The organism is Candidatus Nomurabacteria bacterium, assembly GCA_023898425.1.
Lineage (GTDB): Bacteria > Patescibacteriota > Patescibacteriia > 2-12-FULL-60-25 > 2-12-FULL-60-25 > HK-STAS-PATE-2.
In genome coordinates this window covers 893,437-915,413 of record CP060222.1, presented here as the reverse complement: position 1 = coordinate 915,413, position 21,977 = coordinate 893,437, and the positions used below count along the sequence as shown (strand labels likewise).

At 47.4% G+C, this 21,977-nt stretch carries 20 protein-coding genes; 8 read left to right on the top strand and 12 right to left on the bottom strand.

The genetic code is table 11. The features are described from left to right. Positions 1–290: 290 nt before the first annotated feature. Entirely contained in the window at positions 291–866 is a 576-nt protein-coding gene (locus H6759_05095; protein ID USN52361.1) for a hypothetical protein, read from the bottom strand. 251 nt (positions 867–1,117) lie between these two features. Here H6759_05095 and H6759_05090 point away from each other — a divergent pair, with 251 nt between their 5' ends. Next, positions 1,118–1,336 (top strand): hypothetical protein, encoded by a 219-nt coding sequence (locus tag H6759_05090; protein USN52360.1) that lies wholly within the window; start codon positions 1,118–1,120, stop codon positions 1,334–1,336. 140 nt (positions 1,337–1,476) lie between these two features. On the opposite strand, the gene H6759_05085 is transcribed toward H6759_05090, so the two are convergent. The 7 genes from H6759_05085 to H6759_05055 all read right to left on the bottom strand — a co-directional run bounded on the left by H6759_05085 (position 1,477) and on the right by H6759_05055 (position 6,671). Further along, a complete protein-coding gene (locus H6759_05085) occupies positions 1,477–1,686 on the bottom strand; it encodes a hypothetical protein (GenBank protein ID USN52359.1) in 210 nt (69 codons plus the stop codon). 183 nt (positions 1,687–1,869) lie between these two features. Continuing rightward, the gene (locus tag H6759_05080; protein USN52358.1) at positions 1,870–2,742 is read right to left on the bottom strand and encodes a hypothetical protein; all 873 of its coding nucleotides are present in this window, start codon (positions 2,740–2,742) and stop codon (positions 1,870–1,872) included. 190 nt (positions 2,743–2,932) lie between these two features. Beyond that, positions 2,933–3,166, bottom strand: a complete 234-nt coding sequence (locus H6759_05075; protein ID USN52357.1) for a hypothetical protein — start codon at positions 3,164–3,166, stop codon at positions 2,933–2,935. 954 nt (positions 3,167–4,120) lie between these two features. Beyond that, positions 4,121–4,696: a hypothetical protein gene (locus tag H6759_05070; protein USN52356.1), complete on the bottom strand. Its 576-nt coding sequence runs from the start codon at positions 4,694–4,696 to the stop codon at positions 4,121–4,123. A gap of 84 nt (positions 4,697–4,780) precedes the next feature. Beyond that, positions 4,781–5,269 carry a hypothetical protein gene (locus H6759_05065; GenBank protein ID USN52355.1) on the bottom strand — a complete coding sequence of 163 codons (489 nt, stop codon included), beginning with the start codon at positions 5,267–5,269 and terminating at the stop codon, positions 4,781–4,783. 159 nt (positions 5,270–5,428) lie between these two features. After that, on the bottom strand, positions 5,429–6,118 hold the full coding sequence (locus H6759_05060) for a hypothetical protein (protein ID USN52354.1): 690 nt from the start codon (positions 6,116–6,118) through the stop codon (positions 5,429–5,431). A 340-nt stretch (positions 6,119–6,458) separates the two neighbouring features. Further along, positions 6,459–6,671, bottom strand: coding sequence for a hypothetical protein (locus H6759_05055; GenBank protein ID USN52353.1), 213 nt, complete (start codon positions 6,669–6,671; stop codon positions 6,459–6,461). A gap of 84 nt (positions 6,672–6,755) precedes the next feature. On the opposite strand from H6759_05055, the gene H6759_05050 reads away from it, so the two are divergent. The 3 genes from H6759_05050 (at position 6,756) to ruvC (ending at position 15,052) form a co-directional block, all read left to right on the top strand. Continuing rightward, entirely contained in the window at positions 6,756–10,142 is a 3,387-nt protein-coding gene (locus tag H6759_05050; protein ID USN53046.1) for a DNA-directed RNA polymerase subunit beta, read from the top strand. A gap of 26 nt (positions 10,143–10,168) precedes the next feature. Continuing rightward, a complete protein-coding gene (gene rpoC, locus H6759_05045; GenBank protein ID USN52352.1) occupies positions 10,169–14,155 on the top strand; it encodes a DNA-directed RNA polymerase subunit beta' in 3,987 nt (1,328 codons plus the stop codon). A gap of 420 nt (positions 14,156–14,575) precedes the next feature. Further along, positions 14,576–15,052, top strand: a complete 477-nt coding sequence (gene ruvC / locus H6759_05040; protein ID USN52351.1) for a crossover junction endodeoxyribonuclease RuvC — start codon at positions 14,576–14,578, stop codon at positions 15,050–15,052. On the opposite strand, the gene H6759_05035 is transcribed toward ruvC, so the two are convergent. Together H6759_05035 and H6759_05030 are read right to left on the bottom strand one after the other, a co-directional pair. Beyond that, on the bottom strand, positions 15,041–15,463 hold the full coding sequence (locus tag H6759_05035; GenBank protein ID USN52350.1) for a hypothetical protein: 423 nt from the start codon (positions 15,461–15,463) through the stop codon (positions 15,041–15,043). The genes ruvC and H6759_05035 overlap by 12 nt on opposite strands. Before the next feature lie 76 nt (positions 15,464–15,539). Continuing rightward, a complete protein-coding gene (locus H6759_05030; GenBank protein ID USN52349.1) occupies positions 15,540–16,022 on the bottom strand; it encodes a hypothetical protein in 483 nt (160 codons plus the stop codon). A 159-nt stretch (positions 16,023–16,181) separates the two neighbouring features. Here H6759_05030 and H6759_05025 point away from each other — a divergent pair, with 159 nt between their 5' ends. After that, positions 16,182–17,318 carry a hypothetical protein gene (locus H6759_05025; protein ID USN52348.1) on the top strand — a complete coding sequence of 379 codons (1,137 nt, stop codon included), beginning with the start codon at positions 16,182–16,184 and terminating at the stop codon, positions 17,316–17,318. A gap of 30 nt (positions 17,319–17,348) precedes the next feature. Here H6759_05025 and H6759_05020 read toward each other — a convergent pair whose 3' ends face one another. Both H6759_05020 and arfB read right to left on the bottom strand, forming a co-directional pair. Continuing rightward, complete coding sequence (locus H6759_05020; GenBank protein USN52347.1) at positions 17,349–17,690, bottom strand: hypothetical protein; 342 nt, start codon at positions 17,688–17,690, stop codon at positions 17,349–17,351. Between the two features lie 83 nt (positions 17,691–17,773). Continuing rightward, a complete protein-coding gene (gene arfB / locus H6759_05015) occupies positions 17,774–18,241 on the bottom strand; it encodes an aminoacyl-tRNA hydrolase (GenBank protein USN52346.1) in 468 nt (155 codons plus the stop codon). 112 nt (positions 18,242–18,353) lie between these two features. On the opposite strand from arfB, the gene H6759_05010 reads away from it, so the two are divergent. The 3 genes from H6759_05010 to gyrA are packed head-to-tail and all read left to right on the top strand — an operon-like array spanning position 18,354 to position 21,938. Further along, a complete protein-coding gene (locus tag H6759_05010) occupies positions 18,354–18,995 on the top strand; it encodes an MBL fold metallo-hydrolase (GenBank protein USN52345.1) in 642 nt (213 codons plus the stop codon). Positions 18,996–19,024: 29 nt separating this feature from the next. Continuing rightward, positions 19,025–19,426 (top strand): hypothetical protein, encoded by a 402-nt coding sequence (locus H6759_05005; protein USN52344.1) that lies wholly within the window; start codon positions 19,025–19,027, stop codon positions 19,424–19,426. A gap of 7 nt (positions 19,427–19,433) precedes the next feature. Continuing rightward, positions 19,434–21,938 carry a DNA gyrase subunit A gene (gene gyrA, locus H6759_05000; GenBank protein ID USN52343.1) on the top strand — a complete coding sequence of 835 codons (2,505 nt, stop codon included), beginning with the start codon at positions 19,434–19,436 and terminating at the stop codon, positions 21,936–21,938. Positions 21,939–21,977 lie beyond the last annotated feature (39 nt).

Here is a 21,977-nt window from a genome sequence, read left to right as displayed (position 1 = left end):
TTCATCTAGTTGCTCGGCCCAGGGGGCCGAGACGAACGACGCAGCCGAATGGCCATGTCGTACTCGCCGCTCTCTTCGAGCTTTTCAGCGAGACGTGCTGTGTCGATCTTGACCGTTTCTTCGGTCAGATCTTCACAGGTGCGATTGTATGCCACGGTGAACGCGGCGCTAACGTAGCTCATGAGGCCTCCTGTTGCTGCTCTTGATTTCGTATTTCTCGAGCGAATTGTTTTTGAGTCTCCGTACCTCTTCTCGGTAGAGATGAGTGTGGAGCGTGAGATCTTGTTCACTCAGGCATCGAGGATCACATTCCGGTTCAGGAGTGATCCGTTTTTTACCTGAAGTTTACGGAGTTGTTTTGAGACTCGCTCATACTCGTGATCAGCGTTGATCCTGAGTCGTACGAGTTCGGTTACCTCCTCAGTGTCACTAAGCGCCCGCGTTCGACTGCCCTCCAAAGAAATCAGTATCTTTGTCCGTTCTTCAACGGATGCTGACAGATAGCGCGCGGCGAGACCGAGAATCCGATTGCGTAATTTACGTTCATCTTCCGCCTGCTCTTCATCAGCCGCCGGTCGGAGCAACTCCATGAGTTGCTCAGCACCACCCGCGATCGAACGAGGATGATACTCTTTCTTTCCTGCGAGTGCGAGCGCAATACCTCGGATTTTGGAAGAGAGGATCTCTTCCAGTGAGTCTACGCCTAGCACGTCGCACAACTCATGCGTTGGGATCAACCACGTTTCATCGAGCAGAATTTTCGGCTCGTTAATGTGATTGAGAGCATGGCGACGCACCTTGTCGATGCGGTCGATCATGCTTTGGATGATCAGCTGTTGACCAATCATCACACTGAATTCCTCCATGAGAACGATGGCTATTGCGATGGCAATGCTCATGACGACCTTAACTTTCTCAGACCTTACGCCTGTTTTGTTTTCGGGCAAAAATACCCGCGACGCCACCAACCTCCTTGTTGGTAGCTGCGTAGATATTTTTCCCTTCTTCATCCACGAATGAATCATGGACGGATTGAGGGAGCGAAATCAGAGTGACTGTCTTTCGCCTCTACTCAGATTGCTCATCAGTTTGAGCTCACGATCTGGGCAAATTCTTCATGAGTAAGAAGAATCTGCAAGCCACGCCGCTCTGTGCCCGTGAGCTTGTTGCCCTGTGCCTGAACGTAGGCAAGGATGCAGCTGTGCACGTCATCGCTCTTCGTGGCGATGCGACGCAGTTTATTTGCGAGATCCCTCGACTGAGGAAACCCGCTCTCCACGAGACCACCCAGACGGCCAGCGTCATGGATGAGTTCTCGCCCGCGTTTGATATTTGAGTTTATTGTTTCCACGGCTTAACCTTTCTGGGATATCTCCCGTTCTTGCTTACGACGACATGTCATAAACAAGAGGAGGAGTCCGAGAGAGCACGAGAATTCGTGATGTCGGATCCAGTGAGGTGTGCGAGGTCGTGTCGCTAGTTGCGACGACGCCCGCCCAAGGGAGTGAGGATCACTCCCTTGAACGAGCGCTCGATGCCACGCACGCTTTTGCGCGCGGCCTCGACCGCCTCCGGAGTCGTGCGACAGATCGCGCACGCCTCCGTGAAGAGGGGGTGCCGGGCACCCTCGTTCATGTATGAGGCGAGCACGTGGCGCGCCTCGGACCGGGAAATGGAATTTTCCATAATCTCCGGAGCGTGTTTTAAGGTGCGTGATTGCACGTACCGCTCTCGCTTTTTGTACCGAGCAATGTCGGTCAAAAAAGTGAGAGCAGGATTTATCTCCATGTCTTGGTCACAACATTCGTTCTGATCAAGATTGGGAGTCCGACAGAGCACGAGTATTCGTGATGTCGGATCCAGGTTGCTCTACGAAATGTTGTCCATTTCGTCGAGCGCGAGCATCGTCGCGCTGAGCGCTTCGCTCAGGTCATCGAGGTTCAACCGCTTGTCACGCGGGCTGCCAGCGATGCCAGCGTGACCGCCAGCTTCGGGCCCCCACAGCTTCTGCACGATGTCGCGCGCGTTCGTGCCCTTGGGCGCATCCGCGAACGAGATCGTGATCGAGCCGTTGAGGGTGTTGAAGGCGATGACGGCCTTGGCCACCTTTCCGTCGGGGGCGACGTAGAGGTGGTTGGTGAAGCTCGGCGAAACTCGGACGAGGAGATCCTCGTAGTACTCGACGAAGCTCTCGGCGTTGAGCTTGTCGCCCTTCGCCTTGAACTCGTCGCCCGCGACGAGCATCTGCTCATCGTCGGCGAGGATCCTCTCGAGCGCTTCGATGCCCTCGATGACCTTGTCGGTCACGTCGGACACCGAGCCGTCGCGGTTGGCGAACACTCGGTTCTTTTCGCTCCACGCCCAGAAGGCGTTGAGGCGGCGGATGTCCTCGTCGGACGCGCCGCTCACACCGAGCTTGTGCGGACCATTAAGGTCCACGAACTCGGAGAGAATCCAGAAGCTCTCGGCCTCCGGCTTGCGACCGATGACGGCCGCACACCCACCGAGGGTGTCGAGGTCGAAGTGGGACAAACCCACCACCTCGACGCCTTCCGCGCACCCGTTGGGGTACGCGCACGGCGCGCGGTTACCCGCATTGACGCCGTGATGCGCCATGGTGAGCACCGAGCCAGCGACGGTGATGTCGCCGAACTCAGCCTCCACCGTGGCGCTCGCCTTGCCTTCGATGGCAGTGGCGAGGTTGGTGTGGTTAGACGCGAGCACGAAATTGATTTTGGTCATAGTTTCCTTTGAACGGGTGTGAATGTACGAATTTGTACTTGGGGTTCCCGCTCTCGCTTTTTGTACCGAGCGATGTCGGTCAAAAAAGTGAGAGCAGGATTGTAACTCCATGTCTTGGTCACAACATTCGTTCTGATCAAGATTGGGAGTCCGACAGAGCACGAGTATTCGTGATGTCGGATTCAGACTCTCAGTTCATCGCTGTCCCGTTAGAGACATAGATGAACCCTGTTTCATCCACTTGGTACCTCACGTATCCCGTGAAGGGCCCGTTGAGGAAGGTGCACCTCTCGCGGTGGCAGATGCGACCGTTCTTGATCGCCGCGATCTCCTCCTCGTTGGTGTTCGGCACATCGATGAAGTGCATCGCGCCGACGACGGTGAAGAAGAAGGCACAGATCGAAAGGGTGATCTTCTTGGACATCTTTTGCCTTTGGAGCGGACTGTAAGGTGCAAAATCGCACGTCCCGCTCTCATTTCTTTCTCGATCAACTCTTGGCTGGCACGAACGCATTCGTGGAGCAAAAGGATCAGAGATAGAAATGAAAGCAGGATGATGGTGAACGAGAGAAAGACGGTTGAAGAAGAGGCGGGCGAATACCCGAGGGCATTGCCTGCGTGTGGTGGGCTACATGTTAGAGTTGGCAGTCGAAACCACCGAGTCTAATTTTGCCTACCGCTCACAGACGCACCATGTTCGGTTGCCTGTGAGGTTCTTCTCCACCCGTCTTTCTCTGTTGCGATGATCGTTTTAGAGGCGGCGACTCATCGGATAAAGATCCAACGAGAAGTGGCTCAAATCCGCCGAAGCGGTTGAATCCGTAACAGATTGCAGATGAGAGATCCCAGTCGAAACCGGATTCTCACATCGTTCATCTGCTTGCCTCCTCCAAAACGATCAAGACAACAAAAAATGACGTTGATAACGTCACAAGTGAATTGAGCAAAACAATAATCGCTACACCTAGCCCTAATGGCCGGTAAGTTCGTTCATTGCTGTCCAAGCTCTCCACTGTGACTAGCTCTTTAAATGTAAGGCTGTTTCATCCTCGACGTATTACTATACCATGTACCGTATAAACTGTCAAGTTAATGCTTTTCTTTTATAACATTAGCGATTATTTATTATATTTGGCTAATATTAGCGTTATATGTCTAATATATGGGTTGAAAGTGCATCCATACGTCACTGTATTACGATATAAGTATAGCATATTTTTGACAAAAAATCAAGTATATAGGGTTTATTTTTACCATAAAACCCCCTCCACAAAGGTAGAAGGGGCAGGGGTAGGGGGCATCGAGGGAGAAAGTATGCAGAAATTACAAGACCCCGTCCCAAACCATGAAGATCACAGTTTGGGACAGGGTCAGTTTCTCACCAGGAAACGGAGTCGGCTCCGCGACGAAAGTCGCGAAGGCTACGCTTCGGAGTCAGCTCTTCAGCCTCGTCCTCATTCGTGCTCCGCCGTACCCGCCGCCCGCCATTGCGGAGCGTTTTCTCCCTCTTCGCCGCCAAGCGCATGTCTGCGGTAGGCGTGAAGACTTTGAGGGGCGGGACGTCGTCTTCCTCGACACCACGGCAACGCGCGCAGTAGCACGAGTTGGGCTCCATGGCCTCGAGATCCCAACGGAGTTCCGTGAGAAGACGCTTCTCTTCGGGGAGTTCCTCCCACTGCACCCAACAGTCTTCATCATTCTCGTCCATCTCAGACGTGAACGATAGAAGAGTGTAGAGCAGTTTCAAGGGTGGATTGGCACCCTTTTCTGCGAAGAGCTTCTTCGTGATGTCGGTCACGAGTGCGAGCTCGCCCAACATCCGAAGCTTGGGATCGTCCGTGAGTTGATCACGGAGCAAAAGGTTCTTGTATTGAGCCAGGCGCGAAACCTGACCGACCATTTCGCCATCGGCGACGTGGGTAAACACGGTGAGAATATAGCCTATTATCGACATTCTGTCAAGATGATTGTTTACACAACACAAATAGCCCCGCCTCTAAGCCACAGAATGTGGTTAGAGGCGGGGCTTGTAGTAGTGTCAGGCGCTGAAGGCCTGTTCGAGCTGACGTTCGCGCCAGATCTCGCGTTCACGCATCCGCTCCTTATTGCGGAGACGGGGCTTGTAGCCGGAGCGATGACCGTAGTTGCGGCACGACTGGACGTCAAGCTTCTTGCCCGTGCCAGGCACAAAGTTGAAGCAATTGGTGCCACAGCCTTCGCGTGCGCGCCACATCTTCGGATCCAGAGTGGGATCGAGAAGTTCGAGCTGTTCTGCCCATGCTTCGACCTCGAACTCCCAGTCCTTGCGCTCCTCCTCGAGCTTGTCGATGTAGGAGGCGGTCTCCTTGGGGTAGTCTTCGAACTCGTCGAAGGCATCCCTGAAGGTATCTTCGAAATGATCATCGTACTCATGATGATCGTCGAAATCATCGAAGTCGAAGTCCTCGAATAGACTGGGGTTATACCCCGCGTCATCGAGGGGCTCATCCATCGACATGTCGTTCCAGGACTTCTCGTTGCTCGACATTAGACTCCAATCTGGCGACATTCGCCTAAAATGTACCGGTACAAGATAGCTTATTTATAATAATTTGTCAATATTTTAATTGTCATAAACACAGTGTCTAAAAAACGCAAAATCCCCCAACTCAGCAGTGAGTGGGGGATTCAGCAGTGTTGAAAAGTGCTAGGCCATTTGGCTGATGAGCGTCATGCGCTCGTCTTCGCGCTCTTTGCGAGCCGCGCTGTAGCGCTGGCCCTTCTTGCCGTAGCGGCTTTCTTCGACGAAGGACCGCTCAACCCGGGTGTGCTTGTGCTTGCCCGGGATGAAGTAGTGCGCGCTCTTGTACCCGCAGCGACCCGGCTTGCGCGGAAGCATCAGCTTGGCGCGCCACATCTGCGGGGCGTGAGTGGGGTCGAACACGTCGAGGTCGCGTTCTGCCTTTTTCATCTTCATGATGAAGACCGTGGCCTTCTGCTTGCGCAGTTGGCGTTTCAGGGGCTTGATCCAGGTCTTCCATGTCTGGAGTTGGATGTAGATGGTATCCAGTTCCAGCGCGAGACCAAGGTAGCCTCTCTGGTTCGAGAGGATCCGATTGCCCTCGTTGATCAGATCTTTGATCTCACGAGTGATGCGCTCGAGCGCCTTGAGGATGGACTCTTCGTCCATGTATCCAGCCTCGAGCTGATCTTCCAAGCGGATCATTTTCCGCTGAAGTTCGGCCGAATCTCCGTTGAACGCGTTGCGTTCGTTTTCACGGGTCTCCCAGATATCCAGTCGACGGAAGGTGGCGTGATGCCGGATGGTCTGCTTGGGGATCTTCTCGGTCGGGGGCTTGTGCTTCCACACACCGTTCTTCATGATCAATTCCTCCACGGGACCTTCTTTCTGGCAATTCGCCGAAAATGAGAAATGTGCCTGCATAATATATACTAAAACAGTATTATTGTCAACATACGTGTTGTCACTATTCATCCTATAACACGACTCGATCGTTAATAAAGGGTCCTGTAATGACTCTGTGGATAATCGCTTTTATTTCTATAGTGAAAAAGCACAATTTTGACTTTCTACAGCCAAAATTGACAAAAAGGTTCGTTATAACCATTCGCTTGACTTGACGGTTCTTTCTTGTTAATATCCGCACGAAACCACGCGGCTTGACAGGTGTCTGCGCAGACTCCTGTCACGGCTTTCGTGAAAGATTGATCCCCTTTCACTGCAATGCTATACACCAACTTTTAATCGAGAATCCTCCCAACCTTTCCCCGTTGGGAGGCGTTTTGATATTTTGGCTGCTTTCCGGTGTGATTTCACCTAAATCAGAAGATACGGTTTGCTCTATTTTACAGTGACGTCCGTCAGCACTGGCGGCTTTGTCTTTTTTCGACGGCCCCACTGTAGTAAGCAAATTCGTTAAATTTTTCATCGCCCCATGTCACAAGCGATGTCGTTTAAGCGACAAGAGCCAAAGGACCGCGATCGCCGTTATTTTACGGCGGCACGCGATGCCATGGCCTTGCCAGATTTGATTGAGGTGCAAAAAACCTCCTATCGTTGGTTCCTTGAAGAAGGTATCCGCGACTTATTTAAAGAAATCTCACCGATAAAAGATTTTATCGGTCGTGATCTCGAATTGTCCTTCGTTGATTATTATTTCGACGAACCAAAGTTTGACGAGAAAACATCTAAGGAGAAACACGTTAACTACGAGGCTCCTATCCGTGTAAAACTTCGTCTTACAAATAAGCGTTCTAATTTTGAAAAGGAATCCGAGGTATACCTTGGAGATCTTCCTCTCATGACCGATCGCGGTACCTTTATCGTGAACGGTATCGAACGTGTGGTGATCACACAGCTTGTGCGCTCCGCCGGTGTCTTTTTCACCGCTGAGACCATGCATAGCCGTCGTTACTATGGTGCAAAAATTATCCCTTCACGTGGTGCTTGGCTCGAATTTGAGACCGATGCAAACAATGTGCTTTGGGTAAAAATCGATCGTAAACGTAAAGTTGCAGCAACAGCGCTTTTGCGTGCTTTTGGTTTGGGTTCAGATGAGCAGATCCGCGAGGCTCTTCAAGATGTTGATATCCATCCATTAAACAAATACGTTGATTCTACCTTGGCAAAAGACGTTTCTTCTAGCGAAGAAGAAGGGTATATCGAAGTCTACAAACGTATCAGACCTGGTGATCTCGCAACGGCAGAAAATGCAAAACAACTCATTCACTCGATGTTCTTTAACTTCGATCGTTATGATTTGTCTGCAGTAGGTCGTTACAAATTCAACAAGCGCTTTAATGCCAATGCTGAGCATGACTTTGTTGCAAAAGAAGAAAACCGCATTCTTTCAAAAGAAGACGTAATTGCTTTGTTGCGCGAATTGATTCAGCTCAATGTCTCACAAGACGAAGCCGATGATATTGATCACTTGGGTAATCGTCGTGTGCGTGCGGTAGGTGAGCTTGTTCAAAGTCGTTTCCGCATTGGTCTTGCTCGTATGGAGCGTATCGTCAAAGATCGTATGTCCACCATGGACATGAACGATATCAACCCAGCAAAGTTGATTAATGCACGTCCGGTGATTGGTGCGATTCGCGAATTCTTCATGAGTTCACAGCTTTCGCAATTCATGGAGCAAACAAATCCACTTGCGGAACTTGAGCATAAGCGTCGTTTGTCCGCGATGGGTCCTGGTGGTCTTACGCGTGAACGTGCGGGCTTTGATGTTCGTGATGTGCATCGCACTCACTATGGCCGTATTTGTCCGATCGCTTCACCTGAAGGTCCAAACATCGGTCTCGTAGGTCACATGGCGAGTTATTCGCGTATCAACGAATATGGCTTTATCGAAGCGCCATACCGTCTTGTAAAAAACTGGGCAAAAAATGACGGTAAAGATGCTATCGGCGAAGTATTGCGCGTTGACATTAATGACGGCGAAGGCAAAAAAGTGGCAAAAGCAGGGGAAGAAGTCGACAAGAAACTTGCAGAAAAACTCACAAAAGTTTCGATTGATAAATTGCCAGTGGTGCCTACCGTAACAAGTGAAATTATTTACTTGAACGCGTTCACAGAAGAACGCGGTACAACAGCACCTGCAACAACAGCTATCGATAAGAATGGTAAGTTTATGCACGAACGTACGCCTGCGCGTAAAAACGGCGAGCCTACGATTGTTGATGTTCACGAGATTGATTATGTTGATGTTTCATCCAAGCATATTCTTTCAGTTGGTACGTCACTCATTCCGTTTGTTGAACATGATGATGGTCACCGCGCTCTCATGGGTACAAACATGCAACGTCAGGCGGTTCCTTGTATCAAGCCTGATGCTCCAATTGTTGGTACGGGTGTCGAACGACGTGTGGCTATTGATGCAGGTCATGCCATCATCGCTCCTGTCGATGGTTTGATTGTTGGTGTCTCGGGTAACTTGGTTGAATTGCAGGGTGAGGACGGCGCTATTCGTCGTTATGAACTCGCAAAGTTCCAACGCTCTAACCACTCCACGTGTTTAAACTTCCGTCCGACGGTAAACAAAGGACAAAAGATTTATGCTGGTGAAGTTCTCGCTGATGGTACATCCGTACAACATGGTGAGCTCGCTCTTGGTCAAAATCTTCTCGTGACGTTCTTGTCATGGGATGGTTATAACTATGAAGATGCTATTATTTTGTCTGAGCGTCTTGTTCATGAAGATCGTTTTACCTCGATCCACATTGAGCATCACACCTTAGACGTACGTGATACAAAGCTTGGCGAAGAAGTTGTGACGTCTGATATTCCAAACGTTTCAGAAGAAAAATTCCGCCACTTAGACGAGCACGGTATTGTGCGCGTCGGTGCAGAAGTAAAATCCGGTGATATTCTTGTTGGTAAAATCACGCCAAAGGGTGAGACGGATCTATCTGCAGAAGAAAAACTTCTTCGTGCTATTTTTGGTGAGAAGGCACGCGATGTTCGCGATTCTTCTATGTATCTTGAGCACGGCGAAAAAGGCAAAGTGGTTGATGTAAAAGTCTTCTCACGCGATAACGGTGACAAATTGCAGCCAGGTGTTTTACGACAAATCGTTGTCTCGGTTGCAGATCTTCGTAAGATTCAAGTTGGTGATAAGCTCGCAGGTCGTCACGGTAACAAGGGTGTTATCTCTCGTATCGTTAAGGTCGAAGATATGCCTTTCCTTGAGGACGGTACTCCTGTCGACATTATTCTTTCGCCGCTTGGTGTTGTTTCTCGTATGAACTTGGGTCAGGTGCTCGAAACGCATCTTGGTCTAGCAGCAAATGCTCTCGGATATATGGTGGCAACGCCAGTGTTTGACGGTGTTCCAGAAGAAACGATTCGTGAAGAGCTTGTTCGCGCCGGCTTCCCAGAAGACGGTCAAATCCCTCTTTATGATGGTCGTACCGGTGAAAAATATGATCATGATCCAACGGTTGGTATGGTCTATATGTTGAAACTCAACCATATGGTTGAAGACAAGATTCACCAACGTTCTATCGGTCCATACTCATTGATTACGCAACAACCTCTTGGTGGTAAGGCGCAATTTGGTGGTCAGCGCTTTGGTGAAATGGAAGTGTGGGCGCTCGAAGCCTACGGTGCTGCACATACGCTTCAAGAAATTTTGACGATTAAATCTGATGATGTGCCTGGACGTTCAAAAGCCTACGAAGCAATTATCAAAGGTGAGCCAATTAAAAAGGTGAATGTGCCAGAATCCTTTAACGTTCTCGTTCGTGAGTTGAAGGGCTTAGGTCTTGATGTCGAATTGCTTAAAAACGGTGAACGTCTCGAAGACAGCTCGCCAAAACCAGAGCACTTCCGCACACGTCCAACGCCAGCAGCAAATGAAGAAGAAAATTGGGATGCTGCGCCTCCAGCTGAATTCTAACTCACCCTAATCGACCAAAAAAACGTATGGCCTATTTCCACACGGAACATATCAAGTCCACGGACTTTGATTCTATCCGCTTGCGCGTCGCCTCTCCTGAGGTGATTCGCGGCTGGTCTTATGGTGAAGTCACCAAACCGGAGACCATTAACTACCGCACACAAAAACCAGAAAAGAGCGGTCTCTTTGCTGAAGAAATTTTCGGTCCGTCAAAAGACTGGGAGTGTTATTGTGGTAAGTATAAGAAGATTCGTTACAAAGGCATTATTTGTGACAAATGTGGCGTTGAAGTCACGCACTCACTCGTTCGTCGCGAACGTATGGGTCACATTGAGCTTGCAGCGCCTGTTACACATATTTGGTTCTTGCGTTCTGTGCCATCCAAAATCGGTATGGTGCTCGACATGTCCATTCAATCACTCGAAAAAGTGATTTACTTCACTGTATTCATTATCACGGCTGTTGACGAAACTCTTCGTGAGCAAACAGTAGAAATGGTACGCGCCGAGTATAAAGGCAAACGCAAAGGCATCGAATCAGAAGGCGAACGTAATCGCGAACGTCTTCAAAAGCAAGCAACCGAGCAAAGCTGGGATGCTGGAAAATTGAACAAAGAGATGGACAAAGCGCAAGAAGAACAAACGCGCCGTCTCGAAGAACTTGATGCGGACTTTGATATCGCCGATAAAGAGCTCAAAGATCTTAAACCTCTTAAGATTCTTACAGAAACCGAATATCACGAACTTTCGCTAAAGTACGGTCATGTTTTTGAAGCAAAAATCGGTTCAGAAGCTGTTAATGCGCTTTTGAGCTCCATTGATCTTCAGGCAACTGTTGCTAATCTCAGCGAAGCACTTAAAGATGCATCAGAAGCAAAACACGATAAACTTACGCGTCGTTTGAAGCTTTTGAAATCACTCGTACAAAATCAAATTGATCCATCCTGGATGGTCTTAAAGGTCTTACCAGTGATCCCACCAGACCTACGTCCGATGGTGGCTCTCGACGGTGGACGCTTTGCGACCTCAGATCTCAATGATCTTTATCGTCGTGTTATTAATCGCAATAACCGTCTTAAGCGTTTACTCGAATTGAATGCTCCAGAAGTTATCGTGCGTAACGAAAAACGCATGTTACAAGAGTCTGTAGATTCACTCATTGATAATAGTGCACGTTCTGCAAAAGCGGTTACAGCCCCAACAGGTAAAAAGCGTCAGCTTAAATCCCTAGCAGATATTTTGAAGGGTAAGCAAGGTCGCTTCCGTCAAAACTTGCTCGGTAAGCGTATCGATTACTCTGGTCGTTCAGTTATCGTCGTTGGTCCGAATCTCGAATTGCACCAATGTGGTCTTCCTAAGACCATGGCACTCGAGCTCTTCAAGCCATTTATCATTTCTGAATTGATTAATCGTGAACTCGTTCACAATATTCGTTCAGCAAACCGCTACATCGAAGCCGATCACGCAGAAGTTTGGGATATTCTCGAAAAAATTGCCGAAGATGCTGTTGTGCTCTTGAACCGTGCACCAACGCTTCATCGTCTTGGTATTCAAGGCTTCCAGCCAAAGCTTATCGAAGGTAAAGCGATTCAAATCCATCCGATGGTATGTCCTGCCTTTAACGCCGATTTCGATGGTGATCAAATGGCTGTTCATATTCCACTTACCGAAGAAGCGCGTTGGGAGGCAAAGAATCTCATGCTTTCGACCAAGAACCTTCTTAAACCTGCTACCGGTCAGCCTGTAGCAAAACCTGATAAGGATATCGCTTGGGGTACGTACTACATGACAACATCTCTTCCTCCGGTAGACGGAAAGATGAAGATGTTTGGCTCAGTAGAAGAAGCAAAATATCTCTTCAATACCGGTAAACTTTATATTCGCGAAACCATTAAGGTACGCGTAAGACAAGGTGAGCCAATCATCGAAACAAATATCGGTCGCGTTCTCTTAAACGAACTCTTTCCAAAAGAAATTGGTTTTAGAAACGAAGTTATCGGTACAAAGCAATTGAGTGAAATTGTGCATCGCACCATTGAACTTCGTGGCTTCGAGCGTACTGCGCGTTTCTTGGACGAAGTGAAATCGATGGGTTTCTTGTACATCACGAAATCTGGTTTCTCGTACGGTATGGGTGAACTCCCTGCTTTACCAAAGCAAGAAATCTTACAACGCGGTGATGACAAAGTCGAAGAAATCGAAGATCAGTACAAAGAAGGTCTTCTTACGAGAAAAGAACGCTATAACCAAATCATTCGTATTTGGTCAGATGTAAAAGATCAGTTGCAGCGCATGTCAAAAGACTCGCTTGATAAAGAAGGAGCTGTGTTTGCCATGATGGACTCCGGTGCTCGTGGTTCAGCTTCTCAGCTTACCAACGTGGTAGGTATGAAAGGTCTTGTTTCAAACCCAGCTGGTGACATTATCGAGCTTCCTATTCGTTCATCGTTCCGCGAAGGTCTAGATGTGCTTGAGTACTTTATTTCGTCTCACGGTACACGTAAGGGTCTTACGGATACGGCTCTTCGTACGGCAAACGCTGGTTACCTTACCCGTCGTCTCGTTGATGTGGCGCAAGATGTCATTATTAACGCAGAAGAATGTGGTGATACCGAAGGTGTTATTATTACACACGAAGAATGTGAAGAAATCGGTGAGCCAATGCTTACGCGTTTGCTTGGTCGTATCTTGCTTAAGGATCTCAAAGACGCAGACAAAAAAGTCCTCCTCAAAAAAGGCACACTTATTGTCGAGGATCACGTCAAAGAGTTACAAGGCAAAGAAATTCTTGAAGCAAACGTGCGTTCAGTGATGACGTGTAAGCTTAAACGCGGTCTTTGTCAGAACTGTTACGGTTACGATCTTGCTTATAACCAAATGGTAAAACTTGGCACAGCTGTTGGTATCGTTGCTGCTCAATCCATTGGTGAGCCTGGTACTCAGCTTACAATGCGTACGTTCCACTCTGGTGGTGTCGCTGCTGCTGATATTACGCAAGGTCTTCCACGTGTTGAAGAATTGTTCGAAGCACGTATCCCTAAGCGCAAAGCGATCTTGGCTGAAGTCGCAGGTAAGGTACGTATTGTTGAAGGCGAAAAACGCGAGTTACGCACCGCAAAGGGCGATCGCCTCGTTGATAACGCTTCTGCTACACGTACACTTGTTATCGACCATATGGCCGAGACAGAACAGGTTCACGCCTTCCTTAAGCGCGACACGGTAAAAGTAGAAGATGGACAAAGCGTAAAAGAAGGAGCCGTACTTATCGTCAAAGCTGACGGCGAAGAAATCACAGCTCCAAACAAGGGTGTGGTGTCGATCGTTAAAAATAAATTACGTTTTGTTTACCAAGCGATTAATGCTTGGGAGGCAGAAATCCCTTCTGGATACACGCTATACGTAAAAGATGGGCAAGAAGTTGCTATGGGTGATGTGCTTACCGAAGGTCAATTTGATCTTCAAGAGCTCTTTAGACTTCGTAACCAAGATGCGGTCATGCGTTACCTTCTTAAAGAGGTTCTCGCGATCTATGCATCACAAGGTCAGAAACTAAATGCAAAGCATATTGAAGTGATCATCCGTCAAATGTTCTTGCGTGTGCTTGTTAAAGACGCTGGTGACACCGAGCTCCTACCAGGGCAAATTGTTGATCGCTATCGTGTTGAAACCGAGAACAAACGTCTTCTCGAACTTGGCAAAGGCACAACAGCAACGTTCCGCCCATTGTTTATGGGTATTACCAAGGTGGCACTTTCTACCGAGTCCTTCTTGTCAGCTGCATCCTTTATGGAAACAGCTCGCGTGCTGATCGACGCAGCCGTAAATGGTAAAGTCGATCATCTCGAAGGTCTAAAAGAAAATGTGATTATCGGTCGTTTAACACCTGCAGGTACTGGCTTCGGCGCAGATCTTTCTGGTGATGAACCAGAACCGGTTGCTGCTCCTGAAGAGGATATCGCAGACCCAGAAACAAAAGTTGAAAAAGAAAAAGAAGAAATAAAAGAAGAAGCATAATCTTCTTAATAAAAAACACCCCTTTGGGGGTGTTTTTTGTTACTTGCTGAGAATAACCCTCTATGAAATAAAAGTGGTCACGGGAGAGTATCCACGTGACCAGAGGGGGAGTCCCCTTATTTTTTTCAACGTGTCTCACGTGTTACCGTAAGACTTCGATTATGTGCTGGAAGTATCTACATCCTGCTCTTCGGAACGCGCTCTGACGCTTTTGAAATATCGCTAGGCACCACCGACGCAATGCGCCACTGGGCGTAGAAACCATTTCTTTCGACATTGGTCATGTCCAGAGTGCTGGTAAGTTCCGATAAAACCTCCTTTCTCCAAAGATGTGACAAGACTTTAGTCTATCAAAAAATCCTTGCCAAGAGCAGCGCTTCGTTGACCATAAATCATTCATCCACTAGCCTTAACAGTAGTATGCGCATTCTCGGAATAGATCCAGGATTTGACCGAACGGGTTGGGGCGTTATTGATGTGATAAAAAATGAGTTTCGCTGGATTGGTCATGGCTGTATTCAAACCTCATCAAAAGATGATTTTACTCAACGTCTTCAAGAAACGCGTGACGGAGTAAAGCGTATTATCGAAAAAGCAAAACCTGATCTTGTTGTTGTAGAAAAATTGTTTTTTTCGAGCAATGCGAAAACAGCAATCAATGTTGGAATGGGGAGAGGAGTGATTTTGCTTGCGATTGCAGATGCGGGTATTCCAATGATCGAGTTAACACCAAATCAAATCAAACAAGCTGCCGCAGGGTATGGTGGAGCAAAAAAAGATCAGATACAAGAAATGGTAAAACGTATATTAAAATTGGACGATATTCCAAAACCAGATGATGCAGCGGATGCACTTGCTATCGCGATCGCTGGTTCAACAATGAAATCAAGAGAATAGGGAATCAAATTTTTTAGATATAAAAGAAGCCGGCACAAGATGCGCCAGCTTCGTGAAGGTGGTGAAGAGATGATCGGTGCCAAGGTGGCTCAAAAGGGTTACCCCAAAGTAAGCCGCCACGACACCAACCGCGAGAACCGGTAGATACCGGCTGTAGCGAGGCGATGCCTTGCTCTCGCACTCGTCTCGGTAGTCCAGCTTCAGGTTTTTGTACCAGAAGAGGTAGCAACCGAGGCCACCCAGTACCAGCGACACACCCTTGAAGGAGTGGTCGCCCGTTAGCGCATAAGCCGCTAGGCTTACGGCGCTCAGGGTGAGCATCACGGCCAAGCTAGAGATCGCATCGTTGCGCTCCAACTTCACCAAGAACATTGCCAAAGAACGGAGATTCGTTTCTGTTTGCTGTTTCACTTTATCCTCTTGTTTTGGTTTTTTTGTTTGGTTTGAACGATGCGTGGGTCATTTTGGGGACCCACAACCCATACGCCTACTCCGCCGCCAATACGGTCTCCTGCTTATTCAGCAGGGCGCCGAGCTTGGTGCGAAACCCGTAAGCCCCCTTGAGGGTGCGCTCACGGTTGAGCAAGAACGCCTTCGCTTTTTCGAGCTGTTTGCGCTCCGACTCTCGACCGCCGTGGACTCGCGTCCGCTTGTGGCCGGCCTCGTCTTCGAGGGTGTGAACCCTCTTCAGAACGAGGAGGATCTCCTTCCAGAGCGCCTCGTTGTCGTGCCACCTCTGCAGGCGAGCCACGACGGCGGGCTGGTCCAGCTGAGCGGATGCCCAGCGCTGGATCTCTTCGAGCGGGGCATTGTCTGCCATCGCATTCGGGAGAAAGAGACCGTTCTGACGGAGCTCGCGGATAAACCGCTGCCGCTCCTTCTGATAGCGCTTACGCGCCTCGCCGTTACGGCCAAAAGCCGTAAGGACGCTCTTCAGACTCGGGACCTCGGACACGGTAATCTTTTCCATGGAACTCCTTGAGATTCGGGTGGTTGGTGAATCTCGCCAGCTATAGTTAGCATAATACGGTATATATGTCAAGTATCGTGTTTACATAAATATTTACACAAGGATTTCATGGCAGCGAAACGGCAAGTACAAAGGGAGTATGGTATTATATGTTTAATTATGAAAAACCCATTAGAGCGAGGCATGTTAATGGATCGAAAAATCGATGATGAACCAAAAGGATCAGGCGGTAGCGTCATCAAAAGAACAAGAAAAGGAGGAGAATCAGCTGCCACTCAAGGAAGCGTGGTCAAAAGAGCAGGTAAACCAAAAGATCCACAAGCTGCTGAAAAACCAGCAAAGAGAGGCCCAGAAAAAGATGAGCAAATTCCTTCTCGTGAAAAGCAGATGGATATAATGCGCTGGTGGATAGCGAATAGAACGATTCCTTGGAAACAAGATGATACAGGAGGTCGCATCACTATTGATCAAGAAGAAAGAAAATACCATACAAATAAAAAGGTTGGATTTAGTCTCAAAAAAAAGGAAGGGCCAAGGCAACTTGAATTTGCTATATTAGAAGTGTTTTCAGCAGATGGTGCGCTCAATGGACGTTATGATGTGGCGGACGGTAGCGTATTTCCCTACGGCTCCTGCGATATCGACGATACCGTAAATGGCGCAGACGGTTTATTAATCTACACAGTAGAGGATAATGACCGCGAAGGTGCTTTAGTTGGTGTTGATGCAACAACAAATCGTGACGAGTATCTTAGTAAGCTTAAACGTGGTCTAAGGAGAACGGCTGAAGGAGATTTTGCTAAGGCGTATTGGTATGACGTTGGCTCTAAAAAACCTGGAGAATATCTTGATAATCCCAAAGAGGGCAAGGTACCTTTGATTAATACGACAATTTTTATTGATGAAAAGATCATGGATAAATTCGTCAGCGAAGAGACAACAGCAAAAGAAGGTGATGCATTATTAAAACGAATAGGCGCATTAGCAGCACAACAACAAAGTTGGGAGCTAGAGATACATGCACGCATACTTACAAAGACGATTATCTTGGGTCATCACGGTGACCACATGACTGAGAATGTGAAAGGCATGAGTCGTAGTCAATTGTTGATAGAGTTAAAGAGACTTATGATGAACGCAAATTCGCCCCTAAAGGCAGAGGCGGCACGTATCCTATCCATTGCATTGCCTGCAGCATGGGAAAACGCGAACAATAATCCGGTTCAAGAAACGAAAGATGCTACAGCCAAAGAGATTTTGGATACACAGTTTAATATCAAGCAACTACTTGGTTAAAAAATAAACCCGCTCATTATGTTGAGCGGGTCAGGAAGCGTATTTTTCATAATAGCGAGTTAGTTCATTTGGATGATCTTCTTCTATCGATCTAATGAACCACTCTGCATCTAGTGGAATTCTTCTGTGCTTTGCGTTTGCGATGGTAAGGCAAAAAAGGATATCAGGGCACTTGAGATACTTCAGAAGTCCATAGATCATATAGGCTGTGCCGTAGCCATCTGTATCTACAGAAAGCGGGATGCTAATTTGTGCATCCATATCTAGTGTGACGATTTCGCGCACCTTGCGGAGACGCGGATAGGTTTGATTATAGATCCAGGTCAGTTTTTCTACTGTGGCAGAATCTTCTTCTGTCAGGGCGCTTTGCACGATCACCTCAAGGGTTAATGAAGTTACAAGACAGCCCGTATACTACAGGAAATACGGATTTTGTCAATATTTAAATACTTACTTTAGTCGTCACGCCCTGGCTGATACTTTCGATTCATTTTTATTGCACCTTTCTTGCTTTTTTCGTCTAAACGGCGCTCTTTTGCCCCTCTGCTCGGTTTGGTCGCTTTGCGCTCGATTTGCGGTTTAAGGGATTTTTCTACAAGCTCTTGGACTATTTCAATAGCTCGCTCGAGATTTTGCTTTTGTGAGCGTAATTCTTGAACTTTTAATACAAGCTCACCCGCATCATTGATGCGATTTTTTAAGTTCTCCATAAGGAGGTCTTTTTGTTCATCCGTAAGCGCTTGCGATAGCTTTATTGGCCAGCGTAAGAATACTGCACTTGATGTTTTATTTACTTTTTGTCCACCAGGACCCGAAGATCGTACATACTCGACGCGAAATTCATGACGCGGGATAACGGGGGGTTGCCAGCTTTCTACCTCAGCTTTTGGAAGAATAGGAGCTATTGCAAAGGGATTTTCCATAGATAGGATCTAAGTATATCACAGTAGCTTAACCCTTGACGGAAAACTCGATTTTCGCCTGTAAATAAGCTATAATGTCTCTAACCACTAAGGTTGATTACTTGGCTTACTTATGCAGATTTATTGGCACGGACTCTCATGCGTTCGCATCGAAGCGAACTTTGGCGGTAAAGACGCCGTTCTTGTAACGGATCCTTACGCAAATGACAGCGGATTACGTTTTCCGCGTACACTTACTCCAGATATTGTAGCGCTTACTCATCAAGATGAAGCGCGTTTTCCTAATGATGCATTTCAAAATGATCCTTTTACCATCAATACTCCAGGTGAGTATGAAGTAAACGGGTTCTTTGCTTATGCGATGCCCCTTAAGTCAGAAGGGGACGAATATCCTTTTCATCTTATGTATCGTTTTGAGGTTGAAGGGATGTCCATAGGATTTATTGGGCAGCTCAATCGCACATTAAATGATGAAGAGGTAAAAGCTTTAGGAAATATTGATATTTTACTCCTTCCTGTTGGTGGCGGAGATCGTATGAGCGCAAAACAAGCTGTCGATACCATCTCTCGTGTTGAGCCTCGTATGGTTGTGCCACTCGCCTATCATGTAGATGGCCTCAAAGAAGAGCTTGGTACGGCAGATGCTTTCTGCAAAGAACTTGTCTGCGAGCGCAACAATGCCAATAAGCTCAAGATTAGTCGCAAGGATCTCCCATCAGAGGACCTTGTTGTAACCGTCTTAGAACGAGCTTAACCTTAGGTGAACGTGTTTTAATCATGACTATGCCACGCACATTACAGAAGACGCCAAAAAAATCTGTCGTAAAGCGTCGCGCTTCAAAACCAAAAGCGCGTGGCAATGTTTTTGATGCGCTTGAGCCAAAAATACTTACACCCGAAGAAAAGCACGAGCTCATTCGTGCACATGCCTCGGCTCGAGCCAATCAAGATCGTGGACCACACCTAGGTTATGTGATCGCGATCGCCGCCTCAACACTCATGGTAACGACGGGTTGGCTGCTCTCGTTTGGCAGAGGGATATGGTTAACACAACCATCAAATCCAGATACGGCGATAGAAACCATTAGGTACACTGCCGAATCCGTTAAGTCCGACGTTCAGTTGTTTCAACAGCAAGCAAAAGAGCTAAAGAACAACGAGTCACCAACCACTACTCAACAGTAAAAAAACTATGGAAGAAGAAATCAACAACGAGCAACCAGCAGAGTTGCCACACGGTGTCACATCCGCTCCACTTGTGGACGAAGTAAAGACGGCCTTTTTGGACTATGCCATGTCCGTTATTGTTGACCGTGCTTTGCCAGATGTCCGTGATGGCTTAAAACCGGTTCATCGACGCATTCTCTACTCAATGTGGAACTCTGGTTTGCGTTCAAGCGCAAAGTTTCGTAAGTCAGCAACGGTTGTTGGTGACGTGCTTGGTAAGTATCACCCTCATGGTGATTCATCGGTTTACGAAGCAATGGTGCGTATGGTGCAAGAGTTTTCTTTGCGCTATCCACTTGTGCGTGGTCAAGGTAACTTTGGTTCGGTAGATGGTGACTCTGCTGCTGCCTATCGTTATACAGAAGCCAAGCTCTCACCGATTGCCGAAGAAATGCTTTTTGATATCGATAAAAATACCGTTGATTTTCGTCCAAACTACGACGGTTCACATGATGAGCCGCGTGTATTACCGGGCAAACTTCCTAATCTTGTTTTAAACGGTACACTCGGTATTGCTGTAGGTATGGCAACGAATATTCCGCCACATAACCTTACGGAGGTTTGTAACGGTATTATCGCGCTTATCGAAAACGGCGACCTCACCATCGAAGAGCTTGTTGCTATTATCCCTGGTCCTGATTTTCCTACCGGTGGTATTATTTATGACAAAAACGCCATCATGCAGGCCTATGCAACAGGCCGTGGCGGTATCGTCATGCGTGCAAAAACAGAAATTATAGAAGAAAAAGCAGGTAATTTTCAAATTATCGTGAGTGAATTGCCTTACCAAGTAAACAAAGCAAATCTTCTCGAAAAGATGGCTGAGCTTGTGACAGAAAAGCGTATCGAAGGCATTCGTGATCTTCGTGACGAATCCAACAAAGAGGGTATTCGCATGGTGATTGATCTCAAAAAAGATTCCTATCCAAAGAAAGTTCTCAATCAGCTCTTTAAGTTTACACAGCTCCAAGAGGCGTTTCACGTAAACTCACTTTGTTTGATTGATGGTATTCAGCCACGTATTTTGACGCTTAAACACATTCTTGAAGAATACATCTCTCATCGCAAAGAAGTGGTGCGTCGTCGTACGCAATACGATCTTGACCGCGCAAAAGAACGTATTCATATCTTAGAAGGTTTGCGTATTGCGCTTTTGCATATCGATGAAATCATCGCAACGATTAAAAAATCCAAAGACAAGGATGAGGCAAAATCAAATTTGATGTCCAAGTTTAAGCTTTCAGAAATCCAGTCACAAGCGATTCTCGATATGCGTTTGCAACAACTCGCAAACCTTGAGCGTTTAAAAGTTGAACAAGAATGGGAAGAGAAAAAGAAAATTATTGATGAACTTGAATCGATTCTTGCATCCGTAAAAAAGATGTTAAATATCATTAAAGCCGAAGTCGAAGGCTTGCGCGACAAGTTTGGTGACGCACGTCGTACGCTCATCATCCCTGGTCCTGTTGGAGAGTTTTCTATGGAGGATCTTGTGCCACAAGAACAGTGTCTGATCATGCTTACCGACGATGGGTACATCAAGCGATTACCTCCGGATACATTTAAAGCTCAACATCGTGGCGGTAAGGGTATCGTTGGTGTTGCCACAAAAGAAGAAGATGCTGTGCGTACCATGTTTACAACAAATACGCATACCGAAATCATGTTCTTTACGAGTCGTGGTCGCGTCTTCCGTCTTAAAGCCTACGAGTTACCACAAGCAACACGTACATCTAAAGGACAAGCAATTGTAAACTTCTTGCAACTTGCTCCAGGCGAAAAGGTCACCGTCACCTTGCCAATGGATGATATCGATGGTTCAAAACATCTTGTGATGGTCACGCGTCAAGGAACAATTAAAAAATCTGGTATCGAAGAATTCTCCAATGTAAGACGATCCGGTCTTATCGCGATTACACTTCATGAATCAGACGAGCTTGTCTGGGTAAAGCCATCAAGCGGTAAGGATGATATCTCGCTCGTTACTCGCGAAGGTCAAAGTATTCGCTTTAACGAAGACGGTGTTCGCTCAATGGGTCGCACAGCCGCCGGTGTTCGTGGTATCACTCTCAAAGGCAAAGACTATGTTGTGGCAATGGATGTCATTAATCCAAAGCTTGCAGACAAAGGTGAGCTCGCGCTCTTCGTTATTACACAAAACGGTATGGGTAAACGCACCGATGTGAGCGAATATCGCGCACAAGGCCGTGGCGGATCTGGTATTCGTACAGCAAAAGTCAGTGCAAAAACGGGTGGTGTTGTAAACGCTTATATCTCAAGCAAAGAGGATGAACGTGATCTCGTGATGATCTCCAAAAAAGGTATCGTCGTTCGAACGCCGTTCAAGTCCGTGCCTGAGCTTAGCCGTGACACACAAGGTGTCCGTCTCATGCGCTTTAAAGAAGATGGTGATCTCGTAAGCTCGGTAACATTTGTCGAGCACGGAGAAGTCACGACAGACGAAGAATAAAAAAGATAGATCAAACCCCACTCGAGAGAGTGGGGTTTC

Coding starts and splice junctions, on each gene's coding strand:
- H6759_05050 (USN53046.1), top strand. CDS start 6,756: ATGGCCTTGCCAGATTTGATTGAGGTGCAAAAAACCTCCTATCGTTGG.
- H6759_05075 (USN52357.1), bottom strand. CDS start 3,166: ATGTCCAAGAAGATCACCCTTTCGATCTGTGCCTTCTTCTTCACCGTC.
- H6759_05025 (USN52348.1), top strand. CDS start 16,182: ATGAAAAACCCATTAGAGCGAGGCATGTTAATGGATCGAAAAATCGAT.
- ruvC (USN52351.1), top strand. CDS start 14,576: ATGCGCATTCTCGGAATAGATCCAGGATTTGACCGAACGGGTTGGGGC.
- H6759_05010 (USN52345.1), top strand. CDS start 18,354: ATGCAGATTTATTGGCACGGACTCTCATGCGTTCGCATCGAAGCGAAC.
- H6759_05065 (USN52355.1), bottom strand. CDS start 5,269: ATGTCGAGCAACGAGAAGTCCTGGAACGACATGTCGATGGATGAGCCC.
- H6759_05090 (USN52360.1), top strand. CDS start 1,118: ATGAGTAAGAAGAATCTGCAAGCCACGCCGCTCTGTGCCCGTGAGCTT.
- H6759_05005 (USN52344.1), top strand. CDS start 19,025: ATGCCACGCACATTACAGAAGACGCCAAAAAAATCTGTCGTAAAGCGT.
- rpoC (USN52352.1), top strand. CDS start 10,169: ATGGCCTATTTCCACACGGAACATATCAAGTCCACGGACTTTGATTCT.
- H6759_05085 (USN52359.1), bottom strand. CDS start 1,686: ATGGAAAATTCCATTTCCCGGTCCGAGGCGCGCCACGTGCTCGCCTCA.
- H6759_05095 (USN52361.1), bottom strand. CDS start 866: ATGGAGGAATTCAGTGTGATGATTGGTCAACAGCTGATCATCCAAAGC.
- H6759_05055 (USN52353.1), bottom strand. CDS start 6,671: ATGAAAAATTTAACGAATTTGCTTACTACAGTGGGGCCGTCGAAAAAA.
- H6759_05030 (USN52349.1), bottom strand. CDS start 16,022: ATGGAAAAGATTACCGTGTCCGAGGTCCCGAGTCTGAAGAGCGTCCTT.
- gyrA (USN52343.1), top strand. CDS start 19,434: ATGGAAGAAGAAATCAACAACGAGCAACCAGCAGAGTTGCCACACGGT.
- H6759_05070 (USN52356.1), bottom strand. CDS start 4,696: ATGTCGATAATAGGCTATATTCTCACCGTGTTTACCCACGTCGCCGAT.
- H6759_05080 (USN52358.1), bottom strand. CDS start 2,742: ATGACCAAAATCAATTTCGTGCTCGCGTCTAACCACACCAACCTCGCC.
- arfB (USN52346.1), bottom strand. CDS start 18,241: ATGGAAAATCCCTTTGCAATAGCTCCTATTCTTCCAAAAGCTGAGGTA.